Origin of the sequence: Candidatus Liberibacter asiaticus (assembly GCF_000590865.3) — a bacterium.
In the GTDB taxonomy this organism is placed as follows: domain Bacteria; phylum Pseudomonadota; class Alphaproteobacteria; order Rhizobiales; family Rhizobiaceae; genus Liberibacter; species Liberibacter asiaticus.
In genome coordinates this window covers 86,386-108,981 of sequence record NZ_CP010804.2, presented here as the reverse complement: position 1 = coordinate 108,981, position 22,596 = coordinate 86,386, and the positions used below count along the sequence as shown (strand labels likewise).

Genomic DNA, 22,596 nt, shown 5'->3' with positions numbered 1-22,596 from the left:
AATAAAAAACATTAATTGTATTGATGATACAATTACGATAAGAATTATAAAACATTGTTCTCGGCAATTTTCCTATGCGTTTTTTATAATTATATGCTTCATAAGTTGTGAGAATCAATAGCATTCCTGAAAAGGATAACAGATATTATGTAAATTCAAAAATACCTTTTTCAGGAAAAAACTATACGTTAAAACGAAAATGCAAGATGTCACCATCTTTGACGATATACTCTTTTCCTTCATCGCGTGCTTTTCCAGCTTCCTTTGCGGCATTTTCTCCACCCATTGCTACGTAATCTTTATAGGAAATGGTAAGAGCACGTATAAATCCTTTTTCGAAATCAGTGTGGATGACTCCTGCTGCTTTTTGAGCATTAGTGCCTCGAGGAATTGTCCATGCACGAGTTTCTTTGGGACCAACTGTAAAATATGTTATCAAGTCAAGAAGTCGATATCCAGATCGAATCAGTAATTCAAGTCCTGATATAGAAATGTCTAGTTCTTCCATAAACAAGGCGCGTTCTTCCTCTGGAAGTTGTGATATTTCAGCTTCAATAGCTGCAGAGATTATAATCATTTCGGCATTTTGTTGTGATGCTAATCTTTGAACTGCTTCCGTGTAGATGTTGCCTTTTTTACAATCATGTTCTGAAACATTGCAAATATAAAGTATAGGTTTTGCGGTCAAGAGATTGAGACTTTTAAAAATAGGTATTGCATCAGAATCAAGAGATTCTAACAAACTGCGGACAGGTTTTCCTTCTTCTATTAGGCGTAAAGATGAAGAAATAATGGATTGAAGCAAAACAATTTCTTCAGATTTATGATTTCTATATTTTTTATTCTTTTCAAAAAGGCGTTCAAGCCTCTCAAGGTCAGAGAGCATTAATTCTGTTTCTATTGTTTCAATATCATTAATAGGATCAATCCGACCTTCAACATGAATAATATTTTCGTCTTTAAAACAACGCAATACATGGATAATGGCATCTACTTCACGAATATGAGCAAGAAATTGATTGCCCAGTCCTTCGCCTTTTGATGCACCACGCACTAGGCCAGCAATATCAACAAAGGACATACGCGTAGGAACTAAATCTTTTGATTCGGCAATTTCAGCTAATTTATGCATTCGAGGATCAGGAACAGCTACTTCACCAGAATTGGGTTCAATCGTACAAAAAGGATAATTTGCTGCTTGAGCCGATGCCGTACGCGTTAATGCATTAAAAAGAGTTGATTTTCCAACATTAGGAAGCCCTATGATACCACATTTAAAACCCATAAATATTTGTCCTCTTAAAAAATATCTTTCCTTTATGAAGCAAAGCATTGGCATTAGATCAAGGATAAGATTGAATTTTCTAAGCCTTTTATAGGAATTTATTATATGGCTTATACGCAAAATTCAAAAAGATCAGCATATGTACTTGTAGAATATAATAGCCTAACAATCAATTATCATATTTCTATTCGTTATTTAAGAATTCTATTTTCGAACTGATACAATGTGGTTTAAAAACGAAACATCTTCTCTTTTAGCTAGTAGGGGAAGAGATCGAGCGATATTATCAATGATAGGCAATAAAAAATATCTTTCGGGAGAAGAAAAGTTACCTAATACGTGTCTAATGATATGTGCTGTGTCTGGAGGGCGACCAATTCCAATGCGAAGACGTTTGTAATTTTTTCCGCATTTTTCACTAATGGATTTTAAACCGTTATGTCCAGCATCGCCACCTCCGGTTTTTAAACGTAATGTACCAAAGTCAAGATCTAAGTCATCGTGAATAACCAAATAGTTTTCAAGGTTAGGAAGTTTATAAAAGTTCATTACCTCTAGAAGAGATTGTCCAGATAAATTCATAAAGGTTTGTGGTTTTATCAGAATTGTCCGTAAGCCATCAAGTTGTCCTTCGGATATTTCAGCATGAAATTTTTTTTTCCAAGCGGGAAAAAAATGAAATGAGTGGATTCTATCAATACACATAAAACCAATATTATGACGGTTTTCACAGTACTCATGTCCAGGGTTTCCAAGACCAGCGACGATGAACATAAAAAATCTCCTCTGGTTAACAATTCAGGTTTATATTTTGTCTGAAATTTTAAAATATTTTTATAGCTTGATTTGCAGTACGATAAAAACAAAATCATCGTTTTATGAAAAACTGATTGCTAAAATTATACTATATCGGGCGAGAGTGTAACCTCTTGTAATAGCATAGAATTATTTTTTTATCCCAAATTTAAAAAATATTTTAATCGCGGATTTGCTTCTCTATGAGATTACATGGAAAAATTTGAAAAGTAATGTCGGCCATGAAATATAATTTTCAATATATCGTTTGTATGATTATAGCGATTCTGAAAAATGCGAACTAACAATTAACTTTTCCAGTATAGCTTTTAGTTTTGATATATAGGTAAGTTAATTTCTTTTGAGGATCGCTGTGAGTGTACAATCATTTATAAAATGGGCTAAAAATGCCAAACTACAAGAAAGAATCAGTATTGCCCGTATTTTAGGTAGAACGTGGTGTATGGAAGAGCTGTTAGATCAGGAAAAAGATTCTTTGGTTTTAGCAATGATGCATTTGCTTGATGATCCTTCTTCAAGAGTGCGTTTGTCTCTGGCGCGCGCAATAGCGTTGTCTGATACTGCACCTAAGCATGTCGTGCTTGCTCTCAGTGAAGATCATCCTGATGTATCGGGCACTATAATCCTGCATTCTCCTGTTCTCAAGGACAATGATCTTGTTGATCTTATCGGTCGAGGCAATAAGTTGACATCTATTTTTGTAGCTTCTCGTCATAAGTTATCGCATGTTGTGGTAGAAAATTTAATAGAAACGGGGTGTGTAGATAATATTGTAGCTCTACTAGGGAATAAGTCGGTTTTCTTATCCAATTCGTTATTAATGCAGATAGTAGAGCGTTTTTGTCATGACGCAAGCATAAGAAACCTGCTGTCATTGCGTACGGATTTGTCCTTAAAAGCGCGATATCTCTTAATGAAAAGTGTGTGCAACGTGCTATCTCAGTCAAAAATTGTACAAAAAAGCATTACTTTTCGTCGTACTCAAATTCTTTTTGAAGAAAGTATGAGGGTAGGTATCCTTGAAATGATATCCCATGTACGTGATGTGCAAGCTCTACGCGAGTTAGTCGACCTTTTGCACGATGATGGACAGTTGACACCAGCTCTTTTGATTTATGCTATCATGATCGGCGCTATTGATTTTGTTTCTGTCATTCTCGCAAATATTGCGGAATATAGCACGGATCGAGTTTATTCCATCCTCTCTACAGGTGGATTTCATGTTATTTGTGCTTTATATGAGTTGGTGGGACTCTCTCCTGAGATTAGTGAAATTTTTGTTGAAGCCACGATGATTTGGCGCGAACTAGCTGTTGGATCCACTGTCATGGAGCCTGGGATTATAGCAGAAAAATTATTGGAAAGAATGCGAAAAAGAAACATCAGTGGTTTGCCTGCAGGAGAACTATTGGAAATGGTCGAAAGAATATATTTGGACGTGAATAGAAGATTTGTCCGTTCAATGGCAACTCGATCTTCTCGACTGATTGCAGCGGCATAAAATAGAAAGTCAACCGTAATCAGTGAGATCGCGCTTCCTCAAACATGTTATTGTGCTATATAAAAAGTATAAATTCCTATTTTTTATCCTAGATTAGCTGTACACTACTATTTTATTAAACGGCAATCTTGGGATAAAATTGATAGGTAAGCATAAGGTAATTCCCAAACATCGCATTAAGATGCAATAATCGTTTTTCCTTCTATAGAAGAGTAATTTGATATCAAGTCAAAAATTGCTAGATATTTTTTCTTTATTTTCCTTTATCGCCATAATAGATTCTTTCCAAATTACCGCGATCAGCGCCATGAGTACTGGTCCGATAAATAGCCCTAGCAATCCCATGGTTCGTACACCTCCAACTAAACCAAAAAAAGTCGGAAGAAATGGTAGTTTGATAGGTCCTCCTACAAGGAATGGTCTGAGTGTTTTATCGACGATAAACAATTCGATTGCCCCCCAAAGGAAGAGACAAGTGGCATTAAAAATATTCCCTTTTATAAGAAGATAAATTGACACGGCTGTAAATGAAATAGGCGCTCCACCAGGGATCATAGCCATTATAGCAGTAATAACTCCTAAGGCAACGTGCGAGGGAACACCTGCTAACCAATATGCACTTCCTAGGACTAATCCTTCCCCAATCGCGATAATTGTCATACCTAGAAAGGTTGATCTAATCACCTTAGGAACAATTCTAGAGATCTTTTTCCAATATGCAGGAAAAAGATGTTCGCCCAAAGAATCTAACTGTTGAGAGATGGAAAATCCATCACGATAAAAAAAGAATAATGCGATAATCATAAAAATGATAGACAAACAATAATCAAGAAAGATCATACCGAAACGAGAGGCAAATCTTGGTATAAAATCAATGCCGTTTGTTTTTAAAAAGGTTTCAGAAAGAATTTTGAGGCTTTGAGGATGAGAAAGATGCTTTGTCCATAATTCTGAAGCCCACATACCACCAGGGATGTCAGATAACCAACGGGGAACAGGAATACCATGTTGATTTGCTAATACTACTTTTGATACCAATTCTTTCATCTCTAACATTCCATAATAAAATAGAAATAAAAGAGGAACAATAAATAAGCACATCACTGATACAGTGGCGATTACCGCTAAAAAAGTAGAAGATTCTTCTTTTTTTGATATAAATGAGCTGTATATCGGCCAGCTCGTGAAACCGATAATAAGAGCAGAGAGAACAGGGGCAAAAAATCCTTTGAGAAAATAAAGAGACACCAGAATTATAAACATAATCATCCAGCGCATTATTCCTTGAGGGTTCAACATTGTTTCTCTCATGTAGGTGTACCTTTGCCGATTTTTTTATGTTGGTAATCACTCAATCTTGTATAGCATGAAGCTACTAGAAAGATAAGCGTATATTCTCTTCTATCAATCTATAGATGAATATAACGCTTAAATATACCAATGAGCAATAGTAAGTTTTCCAATCTTAATATTTGCTATTTTACTTTTTTGATTAGGTACCTACATCATCTATAAAACTTGCCCTTTCTTGAATAAATTTAAAGCGTTCGTCTGCTTTAGTGCCCATTAATTTATTGATCGAATCTTGAGTATCTTTCAGAGAATTAAGATCTTTATTAATTTCTACACGCAGAAGAGTGCGCTTATTAGCGTCCATCGCTGTTTCTTTCAACTGAGATGCCAACATTTCTCCCAGTCCTTTAAAGCGACTTATCTCTATTTTTCCCTTTCCGTGTTTCTTAAATTCTTCAAGAATTTTTTGTTTGTGTTCTTCATCGTGCGCATACACTGACTTCGTGCCTTGAGTAATTCTAAACAAGGGGGGGGAGATTAAGAAAAGATGCTTCTGTTCAATAAGATCGTACATTTCTTGGTAAAAAAAAGTCAAAAGGAGAGAGGCAATGTGAGCTCCATCGACATCAGCATCTGTCATAATAATAACTTTTTCGTAGCGTAGATCTTCCTCTCGATATTGTGATCTCGTACGACATCCCAAAGCTTGAACGAGATCCATAATTTGCTGATTATTCCGAATCTTTTCTGATCCAGCACTTGCAACATTAAGAATTTTTCCACGCAATGGTAGTACGGCTTGATTACTGCGATTTCTTGCTTGTTTCGCTGAACCACCTGCTGAATCTCCTTCTACAATGAAGAGTTCTGTCCCATGCGCTATATTTTGTGAGCAGTCTGCTAATTTACCTGGTAGGCGGAGTTTACGTATCGCTGTTTTGCGATTGACTTCCCTTTGTTTGCGTCTTCTCAAACGCTCTTCAGAGCGTTCAATTACCCATTCTAATAATTTTGTTGCTTCAATTGGATTTTGCACTAAATAATGATCGAAAGGATCGCGTAATGCGTTTTCTACAGTGCGTTGAGCGTCAAGAGATACAAGTTTTGTTTTAGTTTGTCCTGCAAACTCAGGTTCGCGAATAAAGACAGATAAAATGCCAACTGCAGAAATCATGAGGTCATCGCTAATAATAGAAATAGCTCGCTTATTCTGGGTAAGTTCAGCATATTTCTTTATGCCTCGGGTAAGAGCAACTCGGAGTCCTGATTCATGCGTTCCTCCTTCATCAGTCAGAATCGTATTACAATAGGAAGTTATTTCGGGATTCTCTTCACACCAAGCAATAGCCCATTCAACTGTTCCACGATGAGTGCCTTTTTTTTCTGTCTTTCCAGTAAAAATTTCCGAAGAAATCAAAGAGCGGTTCTCTAATTTTGTCTGGAGATATGTTTTCAATCCACCAGGAAAATAGAATTCTTCTTTTTCTGGAATACCATATTTTTCTGCTATTTCTTTGTCGCAAGACCAACATGTTTTGACACGACCCGATAGATAAGCCTTGGATTGTGTCATTTTGAGAAGACGAGCTGCATCGAAACCTGCTTTATCCCCAAAAATTTTAGGATCAGGACGAAACGTTATTCTAGTACCACGTTTGTTGCGTACTTTTTCTTTCTTTTCAAGGGGACTTAAGGGAATGCCACGAGAAAATTTTTGCGAAAAAATAGTATTTTGTCTTGCAACAGTCACATGCAATTCGTCTGATAAAGCATTGACGACTGATATTCCTACACCATGTAGTCCACCTGATATTTCATAAGTAGAATTATCAAATTTTCCCCCAGCATGTAATGTAGTCAGAATAATTTCCAGAGTAGATTTATTTGGGAATTTTGGATGATTTTCTACAGGAATACCACGGCCATTATCGACAACTGTCAGGAATCCATTACCATCAAGGGATACCTCAATAAGATTCGCATAGCCAGCAATCACTTCATCCATTGCATTGTCAATGACTTCTGAAAAAAGATGATGTAATGCCTTCTCATCTGTGCCGCCAATATACATACCTGGTCGCATGCGAACAGGTTCCAATCCTTCTAAGATACGAATCGAAGAAGCATCATAATTATCGGAGGCACTTTGATTCGCAAATGCAGGCGAATCAGGTATTTCACCTGATTTTTTTAATTTCTCAGATGATCCCTGACTTTGCGGTGGTAATGTCGAGAAAAGATCAATACTATCGTCCGTCATGTTATTTCAGCATAATTATTAAGGTTGTCAATCATAGCATCTTCCCGAGCTACGGTTATGTTTATAACCAAGAGAACAAAAAAAAGAAAGTTGTGTGTTAACGTATCTTGTAAATATTTAAGATGAAGGAACGATTCCTTCATTATTATACAATGCATATAGCTATACAGTGTGCGAGAATTACCTCAATTATCTTGATTTATTGTAATATTATACAGTAACTTATTGTTCAAGGGTTGTGGTTTTACGATTAATCCGTCTTTCCACGTGTTTTACTGGACCATCCATACGTCTCAAAATAGGGTCTAAAGCATCTGATTCGAAATGTAATTTATCCATCCTGTGCGCGAGAGTGCTAATAGCCGGGTACAATTCCTTTTGTAATTCTCTTATTTTAAGATTCTCTTCTTTATATTCAGCGAGAAGGGTATTTAATTCCGTAATCCTGTCATCGGCACAGCTACCTAATAAGGTTACTAAAACAGCTAAAATTAATTGTTTTGTTTTAAAGCGCATTTTCTTCCTACGTACCGTGATAATATTTTTTATGAAAAACGTCATTACTTGATCAAAAATTATTTGATGAAAAAGTTATATTTTTTTTATCTAAAATCGGTTATTCAAAGATCGTGAAACTGGTGGTCAAATTATTTTGCCAGAGGATTTTTTCAATTACTCTTTCTCATTTTGCTCAATGGTTTTTACAATTTTCTGTATCGCTTCTTTTAAGTGCAGATATTTCGGCTTCTGTCCTTTTTCCAGTTTATTGGATATTGCCAGGATTTGATTTTCGAAAGATTTTATCTCTGAGAGATTATATTCTATGTCGTCTTGCGTAGACGGATGCATTGATTTATAATACCTGATCTCATTTTCAAATTGAGACCTGATCGCATCTTCATATACATAATCAGAACAACTGCTTAAGAGTGTTAAAAGAGGCAAAAGTAATTGTGTTTTTTTCATTTTACTATACTTTGATAATAGTGCTATAAAACTCGTGATTATTTCAGGAAAAATTACCTAATAAAAAATATATCCTTACTTGACGTCGATTCTGTAATTGTCATAAAATTAAGAGAGGTCTTCCTTCAGTTTCGAAATTTCGTTTGCGCTGTTTTTTATTGGATTTATTTTATCAATTTCGTCGGGATGCCTTTTCAATAGGATATCTGATAACAATTCTTTCAATTCAGGTTTCATTCTCAATTCGTGATATTCAGATTCCATTTTCGAAATTGCATTATGCAAGTTCCTTAGCGCTGTTTGTACTGTATTTATTTTATCCATTGTGTCGGGATACGTTTTAAATAGGGCATCTGATAATGACTTCTTCGATTCTTGACTTTCATATTTCATTTGTTTGAATTGAACAATCGGATCCTTCGGATTGTCGTCACAGCTCCCTAAGAGGGCTAACAAAGGAAAGAGAAATCGTTTTATTTTAAAATGCATTTTTTCTCACTATACTATGGCAATATTTTTTATAAAATTCGTTGTTTTGTAGGAAAAATTATTTGATGAAAAAATTCTATTACTTACTTGTCTAACAAGTATCACTTAAATATGATGGAATCAATAGTCGTAATTCTCTCAGATTCTTTAATTAGAGGATCTCAATAGAAGAAAATATTGTGCTATTGCTCGAGAATCCTAGTCTGTAATGAGGTCAAAAAAGATTCGTGAATTCAGGATTGTTTATAAGCTTTGAAGGAATTGAAGGAGCAGGGAAAACCACTCATATTTCTCTTCTCAAACGTTTTCTTCAAAGGAAGAATTATGATGTTCACGTTACTCGTGAACCAGGAGGGACTCCAGCAGCAGAAGCTGCCCGACATGTGTTATTGTCTTGTGGAGTAGATGAATTCGGTGCTGAAGCCGAAGCTATTGTCTTTGCTGCTGCTCGATTGGATCATGTGGAAAATGTTATTCGTCCTGCTCTCATGGAAGGTAAGATTTTGTTGTGTGATCGTTTTTTGGATTCGTCCTATGCGTATCAAGGGGAACGAGATAGTTCTCAGCATTTATTTTTGGATTCTCTACAAGAAATCTCTGTTCAAGAAGTGATGCCAGATTGTACCATTATTCTTGATCTTCCTGTAGATATTGGACTAAAACGTGTTCAGAATCGATATTCTTTAAGGGAAAGTGCTTGTCTGGATTATTTCGAACGAAAAGATGTGATGATTCATGAAAAAAGACGTCAGATATTTTTAGATATTGCGCGTAATCAGCCAGATCGGTGTCATATTGTTGACTCAGCTCATTCTTTTCAAAGTGTTGCTACTAATATCTTGAATATTGTTTGGGAATTAGTTCAAAAACGTGTTTCTCCTTTATCATCTAAAAAAGATATCTAGCTGTGATAGATCGAGCTTTTGATCCCGTATACAATCAAAGATTATTTGGTCATGAGGATATAGAAAAATTCTTGTCACAGTACTATTGTTCTGGACGTATGCATCATGCTTTGCTTTTTGAAGGGGAACAAGGCATCGGTAAGGCTACTTTAGGATTTCGCTACGCGGGACATGTGTTACAAAACCCTGATTTTAGCAAAGCTCCTGTTCGTATGTGTAATCCTGATCCTTGTTCTCCTTTTGTTAAACAAATGGCTTCGCATGCCTTGCACGATTTTTTGTATCTATCATATTCACTCAATCCTAAGACAGGAAAATGGCGTACAGTTATCACTGTTGATGAGATTCGGCGCATTCGGTACTTTTTATCTCTGACGGCTAATACCGGTTATTGGCGCGTTATCATGATTGATCCTGTTGATGGAATGAATCGCAATGCCGCCAATGCCTTACTCAAATCTTTGGAAGAGCCTCCTCAAAAGGTATTATTTATCCTTATATCCCATGCTTCACCAACGATTCTATCGACAATCCGCTCACGTTGCTTATCTATAAAGTTTAATTCTCTCTCTGAAAATAATTTATACAAAGCTCTTGAGCAATTAAAGATTATGGGCTGGGATTCAAAAAGAGATTTTGTTAAAATTGCTGCTTATGGTAGTGTCGCTAGGGCAATTAAGATTTTGCATTATGATTGTGATAAAATTATTTCCTCTTACATTGATCTCATTCATATTCCCCGACAAGAATATGCTTTACAAAAAATGCAACAAATTGCCGATGAATTATTGTCTCAAGATCAGAAGATAGCTTTTGATTTTCTTATAGAGTTTATCCTGAAAGAGATCTGTAAAAGTGCTAAGGCAGCGGCTTTATCTGGTCAATTAGAAGAAGCAGATCAAATTGCACAAATCTATTTTTCTCTTGTAAAAAGAGTCCATGCTTTTTCTATGTATAATTTGGATCGTAGACAGATGATTTTTCATCTTCTTTCCAAAGCAAGGGAGTGCAATGATCTTTATTTTCGCGATTTCTACGCTATTTGAGTATTCTATTATTTTATGCTAATCTCCAGGAGGTTAATGTAGGATATGTATGGTTTAAAAGGGGTGTTTAATGTGATAAAAGAACGTGAGAAATTATATATCAGTACAGCTATCGCATATCCGAATGCTCAACCACATATTGGACATGCTTATGAGATGATTATAGCAGATGTTTTAGCACGGTTTCATCGTTTGGATGGTTTAGATGTTCTTTTTACAACAGGAACCGATGAGCATGGACAAAAAATTGCAAAAGCAGCACAAAATGCTGGCGTAACGACAAAAGTTTTCGTTGATCAAAACAGTCGTAATTTCCGTGATATGGCAGATGTTTTAGATATTTCATACGATGATTTTATTCGTACAACGGAAAAACGTCATCACGATACATGTCGTATCTTATGGAAAAAAATATCAGATAAAGGTGATATTTATAAAGGTTGTTATTCTGGATGGTATTCGTTGCGTGACGAGGCATACTACAACGATGATGAGGTTTATAAAGGAGCAGATGGTCAGTACTATAATGCCCAACATAATCCTGTTCAGTGGATGGAAGAGGAGGGTTACTTTTTCCGTCTGTCTGCCTATCAAGATAAGTTGCTCTCTTATTATGAATCACATCCAGAATTCATTTTGCCTATCGAAAGACGCAACGAGGTTATTTCTTTTGTAAAATCAGGGTTAAAAGATCTTTCTCTTTCTCGTAAAACTTTTGATTGGGGAATAAAGATACCTGATGATCCGCAGTATATTATGTACGTTTGGATTGATGCTTTGACTAATTATTTGACTACAACAGGGTATTTAGATAACCCAGATGGATCAAAAGCAAAATTTTGGCCTGCTGATTTGCATGTTATAGGCAAAGACATTTTACGCTTTCATGCAATTTATTGGCCAGCTTTTCTATTGTCTGCCAATTTGCCTTTGCCAAAAAAAGTTTTTTCGCATGGATTTATTCTTCATAAAGGGGAGAAAATATCTAAATCATTGGGGAATGTTATTGATCCTATAGAAGTGATAGAAGAAGTCGGCGTTGATGCGTTGCGATATTTCCTCGTACGAGAAATTGCTTGTGGAAAAGATGGTTTTTATGATAAGGATGGTCTGAAAAAGCGCGTTAATGCAGATCTTGCTAATGGTATCGGTAACCTCGTTAGTCGGTCGGTTTCTATGATTTTAAAAGACTATGATGGCATGATTCCTACTCCCGGTGCGTTTACTGAGTCTGATGAAAGTATATTATCTGTTTGTTCTAGAGTCCTTCAGGAGATTCGGGAGAATATGCAAAATCAGTTGATTCATAGAGCATTGGCACAAGTTATTTCTCTTGTTTCCGAAGTAGATCGATATTTTGATGCACAAAAGCCGTGGGAATTGAAAAAAACGAATCCTGATCGTGCATCTACGGTTTTGTATGTGACGGTAGAAGTCATACGCCAACTTGCGATTTTGTTGCAGGCTTTTGTTCCTAAATTGGCAAACAAAATTTTCGACATTTTGTTTGTTGCGGATGAAAATCGTTGTTTTCAATCGTTAGATCAAAGATTGAAACCAGGATTCATGCTACATAAAACATTCGATCCAATTTTTCCTCGTTTTTTATAGTGGTTTTATTATGTTGATTGATACACATTGTCATTTGCTTTTGCCCGATTTTGATGAAGATCGTCATGATGTGATCATGCGAGCTCATCAAGCCAATGTCTTGAAGATGATTGCTATTGCAATCAAGGTTAAGGACTTTGTTCCTTTAATTAAACTCTGTCAAGATTATCCTTCTTCAATTTTTTGTTCAGTCGGAACGCATCCTTGTCATGCCCATGAAGAAAATGAAGTGCTCGTTGATGAGTTGGTATGTCTAGCTTCGCATCCAAGAGTTGTCGCTATCGGTGAAACGGGTTTAGATCGTTATCATAATGCTCATACAATAGAAGAGCAAAAGGTTGTTTTTTTGCGTCATATAGAAGCCTCTCGTATTACCGGTATCCCTTTGGTGATACACAGCCGTTCTGCAGATGATGATATGGCTGCTATATTACAAGAAGAAATGAAAAAAGGACCTTTTCCTTTTGTAATTCATTGTTTTTCATCAAGTCAAAAATTAGCAGATATTTGTTTAGAATTAGGGGGGTATATATCCTTCACAGGCATGATTACTTTTCCTAAATATGATGCTTTGAGAGCTATAGCAAGGGGTATTCCGATGGATCGAGTTCTTGTGGAAACGGATTCTCCTTATATTGTTCCTGTTTCATGTCAAGGAAAACGTAATGAACCTGCTTATGTTGTTAATACAGCTAAAGCGCTTGCAAAGGAAAAAGATGTGTCTTATGAAGATTTAATGGAAGAAACGACTAAAAACGCTTTGAAGTTGTTTTCAAAAATTTCGGAATGTGTTGTTTGATGAAGGATTATTACCATTTTACCATTTTAGGGTGTGGTGCTTCGCTAGGTGTGCCTCGCATCACAGGTGATTGGGGTGCTTGTGACCCAACAAACCCTAAAAATCGTCGTACTCGTTCGTCGTTGAAGATTTCTAGGGTATCAGAACGAGGTAGCAATACAACTGTCATCGTTGATACTGGTCCTGATTTTTATATGCAGGTGTTGCGGGAACAAGTACTTTCTATTGATGCTGTGTTATATACCCATCCGCATGCAGATCATATTCATGGAATAGATGGACTGAGGGGATATTTTTTAAAGCAAAAGCGTCCTATTGATGTTTATGCCGCTCCAGACTGTATGAAGCATCTTTTTGAATCTTTTAGATATTGTTTTAAGGCTCTTGATGATAGGACCTACCCGCCGATTGTTAATCCTATTGTTATAGAGAATAACGATGTTCCTATATGTATGAAGAGTGCAGGAGGCGTCATTGAAGCCATTCCTATATTGCAACAACATGGGAGGATTTCTTCTTTAGGTTTTCGTTTTGGCAACGTTGCGTATTGTACCGATGTCAACGCATTTCCAGCAGAAAGTTTGGAAAAATTGCAAAACTTAGATTTTTTAATCATTGATGCTCTCAAGAATGGTTTACATAGTAGTCATTTTTCTTTGTCAGAATCCTTAAAGAAGATAGAGCTCATCAATCCTAAGAATGCTATTTTAACACATATGCATGTTGATCTAGATTATGATATGGTGTTGAAGAGTACTCCTTCGCGTGTTGTCCCGGCTTTTGATGGGATGCAGTTTAGTTCTCCTATTCCGTGATTTCTTGTGCAGTATATAGAGATTTAGTTTTTTTGAATATCCTGTTGTTTATAAGGGAAAAAAATTAGTGTCATACCTTTCCATTATTATCAATGGTCAGTAATATTCCAACATATTTCCTGGTTCTAAGGTCAAATTTCAGTTGTTCGGATTCTTTGAGATTGGACTATCCTTAGATCAATTTTAAGCATCACTTATACCATCTCCTCTTCACTTAGGCATGGTTCATGCTCTTTGTTTATGATTCTTTACGGTGCACAACATTTAACCAGATGGATCAAACGTTTTCTATACTCAGATGTAGGCTGATTTGTAAACTCTTATTTCTTTTCATAGTTACAGCGCAAGCTACGATCTAAGGATTCAACAACTAACTTTTCTAAATACTCTTCGTCAATTGTCATATTATCATCTGATAACGGCAGAGATACTACAGAGATATCGTCAATTTCTTCTTTTAATATACTATTCACTTCTATATCCCACTTAGATAAGCTTGTAATAAAACCCATTTTTTATAGGGAAACATCATATTTTATAAAACGTCGGACGCTCTGCAACCAAGTCTTATAGAGACATTGATATCAACTTTGAGCACAAGCTGTGCATCAAATCCCCCACGCAAGTGATCGTTTCCCATTTGTATGACTTAATGAGCATCGTATCCTATTTGAAATAACAGATAAGAGATACGGATGGTGAAGAGCAGTACAAGGACTCGCCACGTTCTTAATGGTAATCGGTAAAGATTACTATAATATTAATTAATGTATGATGTATATTTTTTGCGTATTATTCTAATCAAATTAATGCCAAACATCATCGATAAGAACAGCATAAAAAAAATCTTCTAAAAGAAGAAATTTCACAACTCTGAGATACTTATTGTTTTAAGGATTTTACCATCTTTAACACACTTTGCGCATGATTTTTAAGGGTTACAGGCTTCCATATTTGAGCAATGATTCCCTTCTCATCAATAAGAAAAGTTGTCCTTACTACTCCCATATATTTTTTGCCGAACATACTTTTTTCTTTCCAAACATCGTAAGATTTCAGCACTTCTTTGGACTCATCGGCAAGCAGTGTAATAGAGAGATTATGCTTTTGGTGAAATTTTTTATGACTTGCGATAGAATCTGGAGAGATGCCGATAAGGATAGTTGACTCTTCATCAAAATCAGCTTTTAAGCTACTAAAATTTATAGCCTCAGCAGTACATCCACTGGTATCATCCTTTGGGTAAAAATAGAGAACTATTTTCGAACCACCGAGTGCAAGCAAGCTGATTTCTTGTTCGTCATTGCTAGGTAATACAAAATGAGGGGCTTTGTCTCCCACAGATAAAGATGTCATGTGATTTTTTCTCAGATCGAAGGTGAACTTTTTCTAAAAACGGCATTGGTTGTGGTAAGAGAACGTACCGAATGTCCTATTCACAGGTATTTTAAAATAGCTGTTTTTATTAAACAATATACTAACACTGCATTCGGCAAAAGCAAGTGCAAAAGAGGCAGGGGAAAGTAATCACCACTACTCACTATCAGTGTCGTAAGCGTGTTAATGATCTGATAAAGAATGGGTCCTTGTAGATATCTCACTTCTTCTGATAAACTTACGGTTCTCTTGTTGTGGTTGCGGTTCTCTTTTTGGCTGTTCCGATTTTTTTCTTGGTGCTTCTTCTCCTGCTACTTTACCATGATCGGATAAACTACCATATCTTACTAGAGACACCCGTCCACTTCGTTTGCTTTCCTCCAGATCTCTCTTACTTTGTTTTGCTATTTGTTCGCCTATTTATTGGTAGCGCCTTTCTCTTGCTTCTGCTCGTATTTGTTCTATTCGTGCTTGTTCTTCTTTAGACGGGCCTTTTGGGCGGTTAAAGCATAGCCCACCCGATATTGCAACCGAAGATAACAAATAAGCTACCATTAACAAACTTTTGGTATACATCGAATAAATCCTCTTACCATTTAATAAAAAAAGCTGCAGGTGACATAACATTCTACTATTAGTTGATTTTAGTCAAGAGTTAAATGTTATTAATCAGTTAAAAATTGATTGTTTGTGATACGGGATCCGCCAGAGAAAAAATCATTCATTATTTTTTCTAATCGCTTCGTTTGCACCAAATAGGTTAAATTGAAATTATTCATCTGGACATGGATATAGATATCTCTAACGAAAAGTTCGTTATTATAGTTGATAACCTAAGGTGTTTGTCTTGCTGTTGTTTATGTAATGAGTATGTTTTTTCCTTTCATAGGTGTTTACAGAGGATTGTTTCTGTTATGGTAGGGATGCTCAACATTGCTGATGAAATCTAAGTATCAAGATTTGATAAGTTTAATGCACTCAGCATATATATAAGCGGATATTTCTAATGCGTTTTTTTAATTTTCGTTGTTAAATCGGCAATCCAGCTTATAAATTCCGTTTTGTTCCATTTTGTCAATCACGTTGGTATCAAGAAATTCCGAACGATTAGTGCTATTTAAGAAGAATGTTGCAAAGCCAAGTATGTAAGTGCTGTATTCGCGAAGATGAGATTTTAAATGGTTATTTTGATTGTAAAATTGAGCAATACCGTAATGATAGCCTCAAGAGTTTTATGCTGAATATTCGGATAACTAAAGTTTAGAAAGCCTTCAAAGATTAGATTCTTTAACAAGTTTTCTACCTGCGACTTTCATTCCCCAAGGATGGTGAATTAGAATTGGACCATGTTGAAACAAGGATGTTGGTGAAGTCAATTTTCAGGGAGAGGAGTAGTTAAAAACTGATTTTTTCATCACAATATAGACATTTGCAACTAACCAATTTCTTCATAAAAAAGGTTCTTGGCTGCTTGTTATCACCGATCTTTATTGGCTATCATATGCAAAAAACGTGAAATGAATGATTTAAAACTTGATATAAAAGCAGTGGTCAGCGTGTTCTTTAATATTTTAATTGACATATGGCGATTTCTCAACATCGGAAAGAACATTAAGAAATTACCTATTTGATCTAAAAACAAGTGCATGATTCTTATCATCATTCCCCAAATACACATCAATTATCTCCTTGAAAAGATGAAAAGTAAACATCTTCTTATTTAGAACTGCCAGCATATACTGTCTCTACGGCTTTTGTCTTCCTATTTCCGATAAATTATTACCTGTCCCCTCCTTCAAAAAATTAACATCACTCGCCATTTACCTGAAATATATAATGTCTCTCTAAAGGTTTGAAGATATGAAAGAGAGGTGTCACTGCAGTATCCCAAAATCTTTTCTTCATTGATTATTTTTTACTGAAGGGTAGTCAATTCAAAAAGTGGCTACCGAGACTATTTTTTATCTTCTTCAAATAAATATTTGATAAAAGTTATAGGTTCACCTCCCATAAAATTATCTGTTGTGATCATTGCTTTTTTCCCATCAATTAGTTCTTCTTTTTTGGTGTACACGGCGGAAGAAGATGAAGGGGTTTTATTGATATGATGTTTATTTAGAGTGCAACTATGACACTTAATATGTATTGAAGATTTTGTTGCAATACGAGGCGAATGGATATGATAAACTTGAGCTCTAGCTATATTAGTGGTTAGTATGGATAAAAGCATTATTAAAATCAAATGACGCATATTTGGATCCTATTGTTTAGGGACACGCTTTTCTAAAAATTTTCTTATATAATCAATTAATTTTTTTAAATATTTATATCTGCGAATTGTTTTATGATTTATTTCTGTACTTTACATTTCTCTCTTTTTTTTGTAAACCTATATCTTCGCGCCAGTAGCCATGTTTCCAGTCAATATTTTCTACCATATGGTAGGCGAGTTCGCGAGATTCGGTTATTGTTTTGCCTAGTGCAGTAGCGCTTAATACTCTTCCGCCATTGGCTGTAAGGTTATTGTTTACTATGGCTGTACCTGCATGAAATAATTGTGTGGTTCCCGTATTTTGAGGTATTTTGCTGATGATAGTACCGTGAGGATACTCTTCGGGATATCCCTTTGTTGCCACCACAACTGTTAATGCATATTCTGCTTTCCAATTTATATGGGTATTGTGTAAATTTCCATGAACGCAAGAATTCAAAATCTCTAATATATCACTTTCCAAGCGCATCATCATAGCTTGACATTCGGGATCACCAAAACGCACATTATATTCAATTAAGTACGGTCCTTGTTCAGTAATCATAAGTCCTGCGAACAATACGCCCTGAAACGGGTTTTGTTCTTTTTGCATCCCTTCGATTGTTGGTAGGATAATCTTTTGTATAACAGTAGAATATAACTCTTGGGACATTCCTAAAGCTGGAGAACAAGCGCCCATTCCACCGGTATTAGGACCAATATCACCATCGTGAATGCGTTTATGATCTCTCGCTGTTGTGAAAGGAATAGCGGTTTTGCCATCACAGAGTGCAAAGAAGCTTACTTCAAAGCCTTCAAGATATTCTTCTATTATCACAGTTGAATTGATTTGTTGAAAGCATCGATCAATGGCTGAAGTAGCCTCATCGACTGTTGCAGCGACGACTACTCCTTTTCCAGCACAAAGTCCATCAGCTTTCACAACAATAGGCATGCTTTTGTTTTGTACGTATTGTTTTGCTTTCATTGGATCGGAGAAATGCTGGTATGTGGCAGTAGGAATTCCATATTTTGTGCAGAATTTCTTGGCAAAAGATTTGGAAGATTCAAGTTTAGCAGCTCTTTGAGAAGGTCCAAAAACTTTAAAACCAGCGGCATTTAATGCATCAGATATGCCATTTACTAACGGTAATTCTGGTCCGACAACTACAAGATCAATGTGCTTTTCTTGGCAAAAATGAATGATTGCAGAATGATTTTGTATATCAATAGCAACGCATTGAGCATGTTGCGCAATTCCTGGATTTCCTGGAATAGACCATAACTCTGATAATAAAGGTGATTGTGCTATTTTCCATGCGAGGGCATGTTCTCGCCCGCCAGAACCAATTAACAAGACTCTCACTACCTACATCCTCTTCTAAAGTATAATTCGTTATTTTTCAATAATCACATAACCCATATTATGATAGTATTACAATAAAATGGGTCAATAATTGACAGATTATGATTTGTCATGAATAGCTTTTCCCTCTCTTGACAGGGATGTGTCATCTATGTACGTTTACGCGGGTAAGGTAAGGAGAGGGTTTGACCATGTCTCAATTCTTTAACTTTAAGTGGGTTCGCGATTGTATCATGGGGTCGGCAATTGCTCCTTATGTATATTTAGCGCGATGGCATTCTTCAACGGGGTGGCATCTGGCGGTTTTGCCTTGTCTTTGGTCTACTGTGCTTGCTGCTTATCCTTTAAGGAGAGCGGGGGTATTGGGTTGGTCAACCATTTTTTGGTATCTATTCATCTATATTGTTGGTGCTATTGTTACTCGTGGTGCTGCCTGTACGTGGAACGATCTCGTTGATCATGATATTGATTCGCAAGTGTTGCGGACGCGGTCACGTCCTTTGCCCTCAGGGCAATGTACTCGTTTTCAAGCTCTTGTCTTTGCGGTATTGCAATTTTTAATTTCTTTTGTGTTGTTGCTTCAATTTAATCCCTTTGTGATTTGTGTGGGATTTGCTTTACTATTCATTTCTCTACTGTATCCTTTTTCTAAGCGTTTTATTCTTTGTCCGCAAGTTGTTTTAGGTATCGGTTTTGCGGGAGGAGTTTTTGTAGGATGGGGTGCTTTACATGCAAGTTTCTCTTGGCCTGCTTTTTTTCTGTGTATAGGAACCATTTTTTGGGTTGTTTATTTTGATACGGTTTATGCACATCAAGATAAGAAGGATGATGAGTTGATAGGTGTAAATTCCACAGCAAGGTTATTTTCTTATCAAACTAAATTATGGCTTTTTATTTTATATGGGATTTTCGTTCTATGCTTTATGGTTGCTTTTTGTCTGTTAACAGTGAACTTTTTTGCTTGGATTGGATTGTTGATAGCGCTGTTTCTCACCATTAAGCGTATCATTGCTTTGGATATTTCTTGTTCTAAACAGTGTTGTTCTTTTTTTCACAGTGCTGGTGTCGTAGGAATCTTGATTTTGATTTGTTTAATTATATCCTTATTTTTAGATCAATTTTGAGATGCCGTTCTTTCCAGTAGGTGCAAAAAGTTTCTTAGAGGCTTTGAGAAGCTATCTTAGGATATCCTAAGAAATAGGTTTACATTTCTTTGAGTACTTTTGCTGCCCTTGCTTTAAAGTTATGAAGATGTGCAACAAGGGAATATTTGCAATCTTTTATTCCCATGAGAAGAAGGCTCAAAGCTATTCGTGATAATAATGGAGTAACTCAAGATAAATCGGATTTGGAAAATTAGTAGAAGTTCAAATTATGGCGGTCGTAACTATGAAGAAAGGCCAAGAACATTAAAGATCAAAATTACTCTTGAAATTAAGAAAGTATTGAACAAATAGGTTGAATTTTCTGCGGAGATGAAGTGACGATTCCAAAAGGGCGATGTCTTGACCTTTGGGGGTATAGGGTGTCGTGTACAAATTTCTACAACTTTTAAGTGTTTTGTATAAGGGGATATAGCGGATGAATTTAAAGGGATATGATATTTTAAAAGCGACGGTGGATTACGGCGGGCTGATCTTGTCTTTTTTATCTGTAATAGTGAGTCCTGTTTATTCGTATTTCCGACACACTGTGGCAGAAACCCCTAAGATTATGTGGAAAGCTTTTAAAAAATCTAGTGGGCGTTGGCAGTGGTATAAGAAATCTTTTCAGTATTTATTATTTTTTTCGGGACTGTCTTATCTTCTTTTTCACTCTGCATCTTTTGTGCTGTCTTTGACGTCGGCGTGTTTGGTAGTAACAGCGATATTAGCCATCCTTCTGTCTATAGCCATACCAACTATTGAAGAAGGAATGACAATGAATGATATCAAGTATGAGAGAAAACAAGTTATAAGCCGTAAGGCTAAAGAAAAGGATTTAGAAGAATCTTTATACCAAATATCAGAATTTGCTGCATGCTTAGAACATCCCAATCGGTATTGGCACACAGATAGTGCGTCTATAGGCTTTCGTGTTCCTATTTACTTGTTGCAGTTCCAGATTTTATCTATGAAGCATTAGGTATTCCCGAAGGCGAAAGAACTAGCGATGAAACTTATTACACATAAAACAGGCGACTTTCACAAAGCAATATCGTACGGCAGAATACGATGGATGATCGGAAGTACCGACCATCAAAAGAAGAGGTGAGAGACGCTTTCCCTGAGTTGATAAAAGCCCTTGAAAAGGGTCTTAGTACATTTGATGTTGAGCCATTAAAAAATCCAGTTAAATCTCATGGTAAAGGATATGAATCGTACATCAGTCACGTTTGTGAACTTATAGAGTTATTAAAAAATAAAGACTTTGATGGAGTGGAGATTGAGCGCAAATCTTATAATCTAAGAAAAAACACATAAGGGAGATATGTGCAATGCTTAAGTATAATCTTGACAGAGTTTAATTAAAGGAACAAAGTCCTTATAACCTTGATTGCAATAGCAATCATCTTCAAGACATTGGCTTGATGAGCTCGCATGATCACATTATGACGATCTTCATCAAAATCGGGCAAAAGAAAATGACAATGTGTATTAATCAACATAATAAAACGACTATAATATTAGTGTTTTTATACGAGAGTTTAGCGTAGGGTAACCCCACTGATGGGAGATAAGAAAAGGCTATTTTTAGAAGTCTTCCGCGGTTTCTGGTGTTCCCTCTTTTAGTAGCTTATTCGGTTTTTATTAGCTGGTGATGGAGGTTTCCTCATTAGAATTATACAGGATTGGGGTTTGAAAGGTAAGTGAACTTACCTTTATATTTTAAGAATTTTTTAGTTGATTGATTGCATTCCATTGCGTAGTTATTGTTAGTTGTTTTTTTGATTATACAAATAAATTAAGTCTGATGATTGTTCTTACTGATACGTTCGTTGTCGTAAAATATTTTTAATAGAATAAATAGATAGCTAATTTTTTTAATATCTGAGATAAGAGCACTACCATGAACAATGCAGTGGCAATGGTTGGTTGTTGGCGTGTGTAATCTCATGGGATCAATCCAATAACATTTATTTTGCCACATATTTGGCTGTAGGATGTGGAATAATGAAATTGTATTCTATTAAAGAAATTTTTCTCACTCTTCAAGGTGAAGGTGGACATGCAGGGCGTGTTGCTGTTTTTTGTCGCTTTTCTGGTTGTAATTTGTGGTCAGGACGAGAACAAGATCGCTTGTCTGCACAATGTCGTTTTTGTGATACTGATTTTGTGGGAATTCAAGGTACTAAAGGTGGTCGTTATAATGTAGACCAATTAGCTGATTTGATTGAAGAACAGTGGATTACAGGAGAAAAAGAAGGACGTTACTGTGTGTTGACAGGTGGTGAGCCTTTATTACAAGTGGATGTTCCGTTGATTCAGGCATTAAATAAACGTGGTTTTGAGATTGCTGTTGAGACTAATGGCACAATTGAACCTCCTCAGGGTATTGATTGGATTTGTGTTAGTCCTAAGGCAGGTTGTGATCTCAAGATTAAGGGGGGGCAAGAATTAAAACTAGTATTCCCACAAGTTAATGTTTCGCCAGAAAATTATATCGGATTTGATTTTGAGAGATTTTCTTTGCAGCCTATGGATGGTCCTTTTTTAGAAGAGAATACAAATTTGGCAATTTCTTATTGTTTTCAAAATCCGAAATGGCGTCTTAGCGTACAAACTCATAAATTTATTGGAATTCGTTGATTTATTAAGTACAAATCTGCGCTTTATG

General features: G+C 36.0%; 23 protein-coding genes. 10 read left to right on the top strand and 13 right to left on the bottom strand.

Annotated elements, in window-relative coordinates; translation table 11 throughout:
* Nucleotides 1-181: 181 nt before the first annotated feature.
* Together ychF and pth are read right to left on the bottom strand one after the other, a co-directional pair.
* Nucleotides 182-1,285, bottom strand: a complete 1,104-nt coding sequence (gene ychF, locus CD16_RS00490; RefSeq protein ID WP_012778446.1) for a redox-regulated ATPase YchF — start codon at nucleotides 1,283-1,285, stop codon at nucleotides 182-184.
* Nucleotides 1,286-1,489: 204 nt separating this feature from the next.
* Entirely contained in the window at nucleotides 1,490-2,059 is a 570-nt protein-coding gene (gene pth / locus CD16_RS00485; RefSeq protein ID WP_012778445.1) for an aminoacyl-tRNA hydrolase, read from the bottom strand.
* Between the two features lie 394 nt (nucleotides 2,060-2,453).
* Here pth and CD16_RS00480 point away from each other — a divergent pair, with 394 nt between their 5' ends.
* Nucleotides 2,454-3,602, top strand: coding sequence for a DUF2336 domain-containing protein (locus CD16_RS00480; RefSeq protein WP_012778444.1), 1,149 nt, complete (start codon nucleotides 2,454-2,456; stop codon nucleotides 3,600-3,602).
* Between the two features lie 228 nt (nucleotides 3,603-3,830).
* On the opposite strand, the gene CD16_RS00475 is transcribed toward CD16_RS00480, so the two are convergent.
* From CD16_RS00475 to CD16_RS00460, 4 genes are all read right to left on the bottom strand, one after another.
* Entirely contained in the window at nucleotides 3,831-4,913 is a 1,083-nt protein-coding gene (locus tag CD16_RS00475; RefSeq protein WP_012778443.1) for an AI-2E family transporter, read from the bottom strand.
* A gap of 181 nt (nucleotides 4,914-5,094) precedes the next feature.
* Nucleotides 5,095-7,155, bottom strand: a complete 2,061-nt coding sequence (gene parE / locus CD16_RS00470; RefSeq protein WP_012778442.1) for a DNA topoisomerase IV subunit B — start codon at nucleotides 7,153-7,155, stop codon at nucleotides 5,095-5,097.
* A 222-nt stretch (nucleotides 7,156-7,377) separates the two neighbouring features.
* Nucleotides 7,378-7,671 (bottom strand): hypothetical protein, encoded by a 294-nt coding sequence (locus CD16_RS00465; RefSeq protein WP_015452324.1) that lies wholly within the window; start codon nucleotides 7,669-7,671, stop codon nucleotides 7,378-7,380.
* A 156-nt stretch (nucleotides 7,672-7,827) separates the two neighbouring features.
* Complete coding sequence (locus tag CD16_RS00460) at nucleotides 7,828-8,121, bottom strand: hypothetical protein (protein WP_012778440.1); 294 nt, start codon at nucleotides 8,119-8,121, stop codon at nucleotides 7,828-7,830.
* Between the two features lie 716 nt (nucleotides 8,122-8,837).
* On the opposite strand from CD16_RS00460, the gene tmk reads away from it, so the two are divergent.
* The 5 genes from tmk to CD16_RS00435 all read left to right on the top strand — a co-directional run bounded on the left by tmk (nucleotide 8,838) and on the right by CD16_RS00435 (nucleotide 13,786).
* Nucleotides 8,838-9,515 (top strand): dTMP kinase, encoded by a 678-nt coding sequence (gene tmk / locus CD16_RS00455; protein ID WP_012778438.1) that lies wholly within the window; start codon nucleotides 8,838-8,840, stop codon nucleotides 9,513-9,515.
* A gap of 2 nt (nucleotides 9,516-9,517) precedes the next feature.
* Complete coding sequence (locus tag CD16_RS00450) at nucleotides 9,518-10,561, top strand: DNA polymerase III subunit delta' (RefSeq protein WP_012778437.1); 1,044 nt, start codon at nucleotides 9,518-9,520, stop codon at nucleotides 10,559-10,561.
* 75 nt (nucleotides 10,562-10,636) lie between these two features.
* Complete coding sequence (gene metG, locus CD16_RS00445; RefSeq protein ID WP_012778436.1) at nucleotides 10,637-12,172, top strand: methionine--tRNA ligase; 1,536 nt, start codon at nucleotides 10,637-10,639, stop codon at nucleotides 12,170-12,172.
* A 10-nt stretch (nucleotides 12,173-12,182) separates the two neighbouring features.
* Entirely contained in the window at nucleotides 12,183-12,971 is a 789-nt protein-coding gene (locus CD16_RS00440) for a TatD family hydrolase (protein ID WP_012778435.1), read from the top strand.
* A complete protein-coding gene (locus tag CD16_RS00435) occupies nucleotides 12,971-13,786 on the top strand; it encodes an MBL fold metallo-hydrolase (protein WP_012778434.1) in 816 nt (271 codons plus the stop codon). The genes CD16_RS00440 and CD16_RS00435 overlap by 1 nt, the downstream gene beginning before the upstream one ends.
* A gap of 320 nt (nucleotides 13,787-14,106) precedes the next feature.
* Here the strand turns inward: CD16_RS00435 and CD16_RS00430 are convergent, their stop codons facing one another.
* From CD16_RS00430 to purD, 6 genes are all read right to left on the bottom strand, one after another.
* Nucleotides 14,107-14,298 (bottom strand): hypothetical protein, encoded by a 192-nt coding sequence (locus CD16_RS00430; RefSeq protein ID WP_012778433.1) that lies wholly within the window; start codon nucleotides 14,296-14,298, stop codon nucleotides 14,107-14,109.
* Between the two features lie 370 nt (nucleotides 14,299-14,668).
* On the bottom strand, nucleotides 14,669-15,142 hold the full coding sequence (bcp, locus tag CD16_RS00425) for a thioredoxin-dependent thiol peroxidase (protein WP_012778432.1): 474 nt from the start codon (nucleotides 15,140-15,142) through the stop codon (nucleotides 14,669-14,671).
* Nucleotides 15,143-15,346: 204 nt separating this feature from the next.
* The gene (locus tag CD16_RS05695; protein WP_012778430.1) at nucleotides 15,347-15,520 is read right to left on the bottom strand and encodes a hypothetical protein; all 174 of its coding nucleotides are present in this window, start codon (nucleotides 15,518-15,520) and stop codon (nucleotides 15,347-15,349) included.
* A gap of 63 nt (nucleotides 15,521-15,583) precedes the next feature.
* Nucleotides 15,584-15,739, bottom strand: coding sequence for a CLas virulence factor CLIBASIA_00470 (locus tag CD16_RS05690; RefSeq protein WP_012778429.1), 156 nt, complete (start codon nucleotides 15,737-15,739; stop codon nucleotides 15,584-15,586).
* A gap of 1,378 nt (nucleotides 15,740-17,117) precedes the next feature.
* Nucleotides 17,118-17,414: an HPE1 family effector gene (locus tag CD16_RS00415; protein WP_012778427.1), complete on the bottom strand. Its 297-nt coding sequence runs from the start codon at nucleotides 17,412-17,414 to the stop codon at nucleotides 17,118-17,120.
* Nucleotides 17,415-17,505: 91 nt separating this feature from the next.
* Nucleotides 17,506-18,780, bottom strand: a complete 1,275-nt coding sequence (purD, locus tag CD16_RS00410) for a phosphoribosylamine--glycine ligase (protein ID WP_012778426.1) — start codon at nucleotides 18,778-18,780, stop codon at nucleotides 17,506-17,508.
* Between the two features lie 191 nt (nucleotides 18,781-18,971).
* Here purD and ubiA point away from each other — a divergent pair, with 191 nt between their 5' ends.
* From ubiA to CD16_RS00395, 3 genes are all read left to right on the top strand, one after another.
* Nucleotides 18,972-19,904: a 4-hydroxybenzoate octaprenyltransferase gene (gene ubiA / locus CD16_RS00405; RefSeq protein WP_012778425.1), complete on the top strand. Its 933-nt coding sequence runs from the start codon at nucleotides 18,972-18,974 to the stop codon at nucleotides 19,902-19,904.
* A gap of 457 nt (nucleotides 19,905-20,361) precedes the next feature.
* Nucleotides 20,362-20,904 carry a hypothetical protein gene (locus CD16_RS00400; RefSeq protein ID WP_012778424.1) on the top strand — a complete coding sequence of 181 codons (543 nt, stop codon included), beginning with the start codon at nucleotides 20,362-20,364 and terminating at the stop codon, nucleotides 20,902-20,904.
* Between the two features lie 89 nt (nucleotides 20,905-20,993).
* Nucleotides 20,994-21,242: a hypothetical protein gene (locus CD16_RS00395; RefSeq protein ID WP_012778423.1), complete on the top strand. Its 249-nt coding sequence runs from the start codon at nucleotides 20,994-20,996 to the stop codon at nucleotides 21,240-21,242.
* Nucleotides 21,243-21,286: 44 nt separating this feature from the next.
* Here the strand turns inward: CD16_RS00395 and CD16_RS00390 are convergent, their stop codons facing one another.
* Nucleotides 21,287-21,427 (bottom strand): hypothetical protein, encoded by a 141-nt coding sequence (locus CD16_RS00390; protein WP_236301214.1) that lies wholly within the window; start codon nucleotides 21,425-21,427, stop codon nucleotides 21,287-21,289.
* Between the two features lie 505 nt (nucleotides 21,428-21,932).
* Here CD16_RS00390 and queE point away from each other — a divergent pair.
* Nucleotides 21,933-22,568, top strand: a complete 636-nt coding sequence (gene queE, locus CD16_RS00385) for a 7-carboxy-7-deazaguanine synthase (RefSeq protein WP_012778422.1) — start codon at nucleotides 21,933-21,935, stop codon at nucleotides 22,566-22,568.
* Nucleotides 22,569-22,596 lie beyond the last annotated feature (28 nt).

Excerpts from the sequence above, each read along its gene's own strand:
- ychF (WP_012778446.1), bottom strand. The coding sequence starts at position 1,285 with ATGGGTTTTAAATGTGGTATCATAGGGCTTCCTAATGTTGGAAAATCA.
- pth (WP_012778445.1), bottom strand. The coding sequence starts at position 2,059 with ATGTTCATCGTCGCTGGTCTTGGAAACCCTGGACATGAGTACTGTGAA.
- CD16_RS00475 (WP_012778443.1), bottom strand. The coding sequence starts at position 4,913 with ATGAGAGAAACAATGTTGAACCCTCAAGGAATAATGCGCTGGATGATT.
- parE (WP_012778442.1), bottom strand. The coding sequence starts at position 7,155 with ATGACGGACGATAGTATTGATCTTTTCTCGACATTACCACCGCAAAGT.
- CD16_RS00465 (WP_015452324.1), bottom strand. The coding sequence starts at position 7,671 with ATGCGCTTTAAAACAAAACAATTAATTTTAGCTGTTTTAGTAACCTTA.
- CD16_RS00460 (WP_012778440.1), bottom strand. The coding sequence starts at position 8,121 with ATGAAAAAAACACAATTACTTTTGCCTCTTTTAACACTCTTAAGCAGT.
- CD16_RS00440 (WP_012778435.1), top strand. The coding sequence starts at position 12,183 with ATGTTGATTGATACACATTGTCATTTGCTTTTGCCCGATTTTGATGAA.
- CD16_RS00435 (WP_012778434.1), top strand. The coding sequence starts at position 12,971 with ATGAAGGATTATTACCATTTTACCATTTTAGGGTGTGGTGCTTCGCTA.
- CD16_RS00430 (WP_012778433.1), bottom strand. The coding sequence starts at position 14,298 with ATGGGTTTTATTACAAGCTTATCTAAGTGGGATATAGAAGTGAATAGT.
- bcp (WP_012778432.1), bottom strand. The coding sequence starts at position 15,142 with ATGACATCTTTATCTGTGGGAGACAAAGCCCCTCATTTTGTATTACCT.
- CD16_RS05690 (WP_012778429.1), bottom strand. The coding sequence starts at position 15,739 with ATGTATACCAAAAGTTTGTTAATGGTAGCTTATTTGTTATCTTCGGTT.
- CD16_RS00415 (WP_012778427.1), bottom strand. The coding sequence starts at position 17,414 with ATGCGTCATTTGATTTTAATAATGCTTTTATCCATACTAACCACTAAT.
- ubiA (WP_012778425.1), top strand. The coding sequence starts at position 18,972 with ATGTCTCAATTCTTTAACTTTAAGTGGGTTCGCGATTGTATCATGGGG.
- CD16_RS00400 (WP_012778424.1), top strand. The coding sequence starts at position 20,362 with ATGAATTTAAAGGGATATGATATTTTAAAAGCGACGGTGGATTACGGC.
- CD16_RS00395 (WP_012778423.1), top strand. The coding sequence starts at position 20,994 with ATGGATGATCGGAAGTACCGACCATCAAAAGAAGAGGTGAGAGACGCT.
- CD16_RS00390 (WP_236301214.1), bottom strand. The coding sequence starts at position 21,427 with ATGTTGATTAATACACATTGTCATTTTCTTTTGCCCGATTTTGATGAA.
- queE (WP_012778422.1), top strand. The coding sequence starts at position 21,933 with ATGAAATTGTATTCTATTAAAGAAATTTTTCTCACTCTTCAAGGTGAA.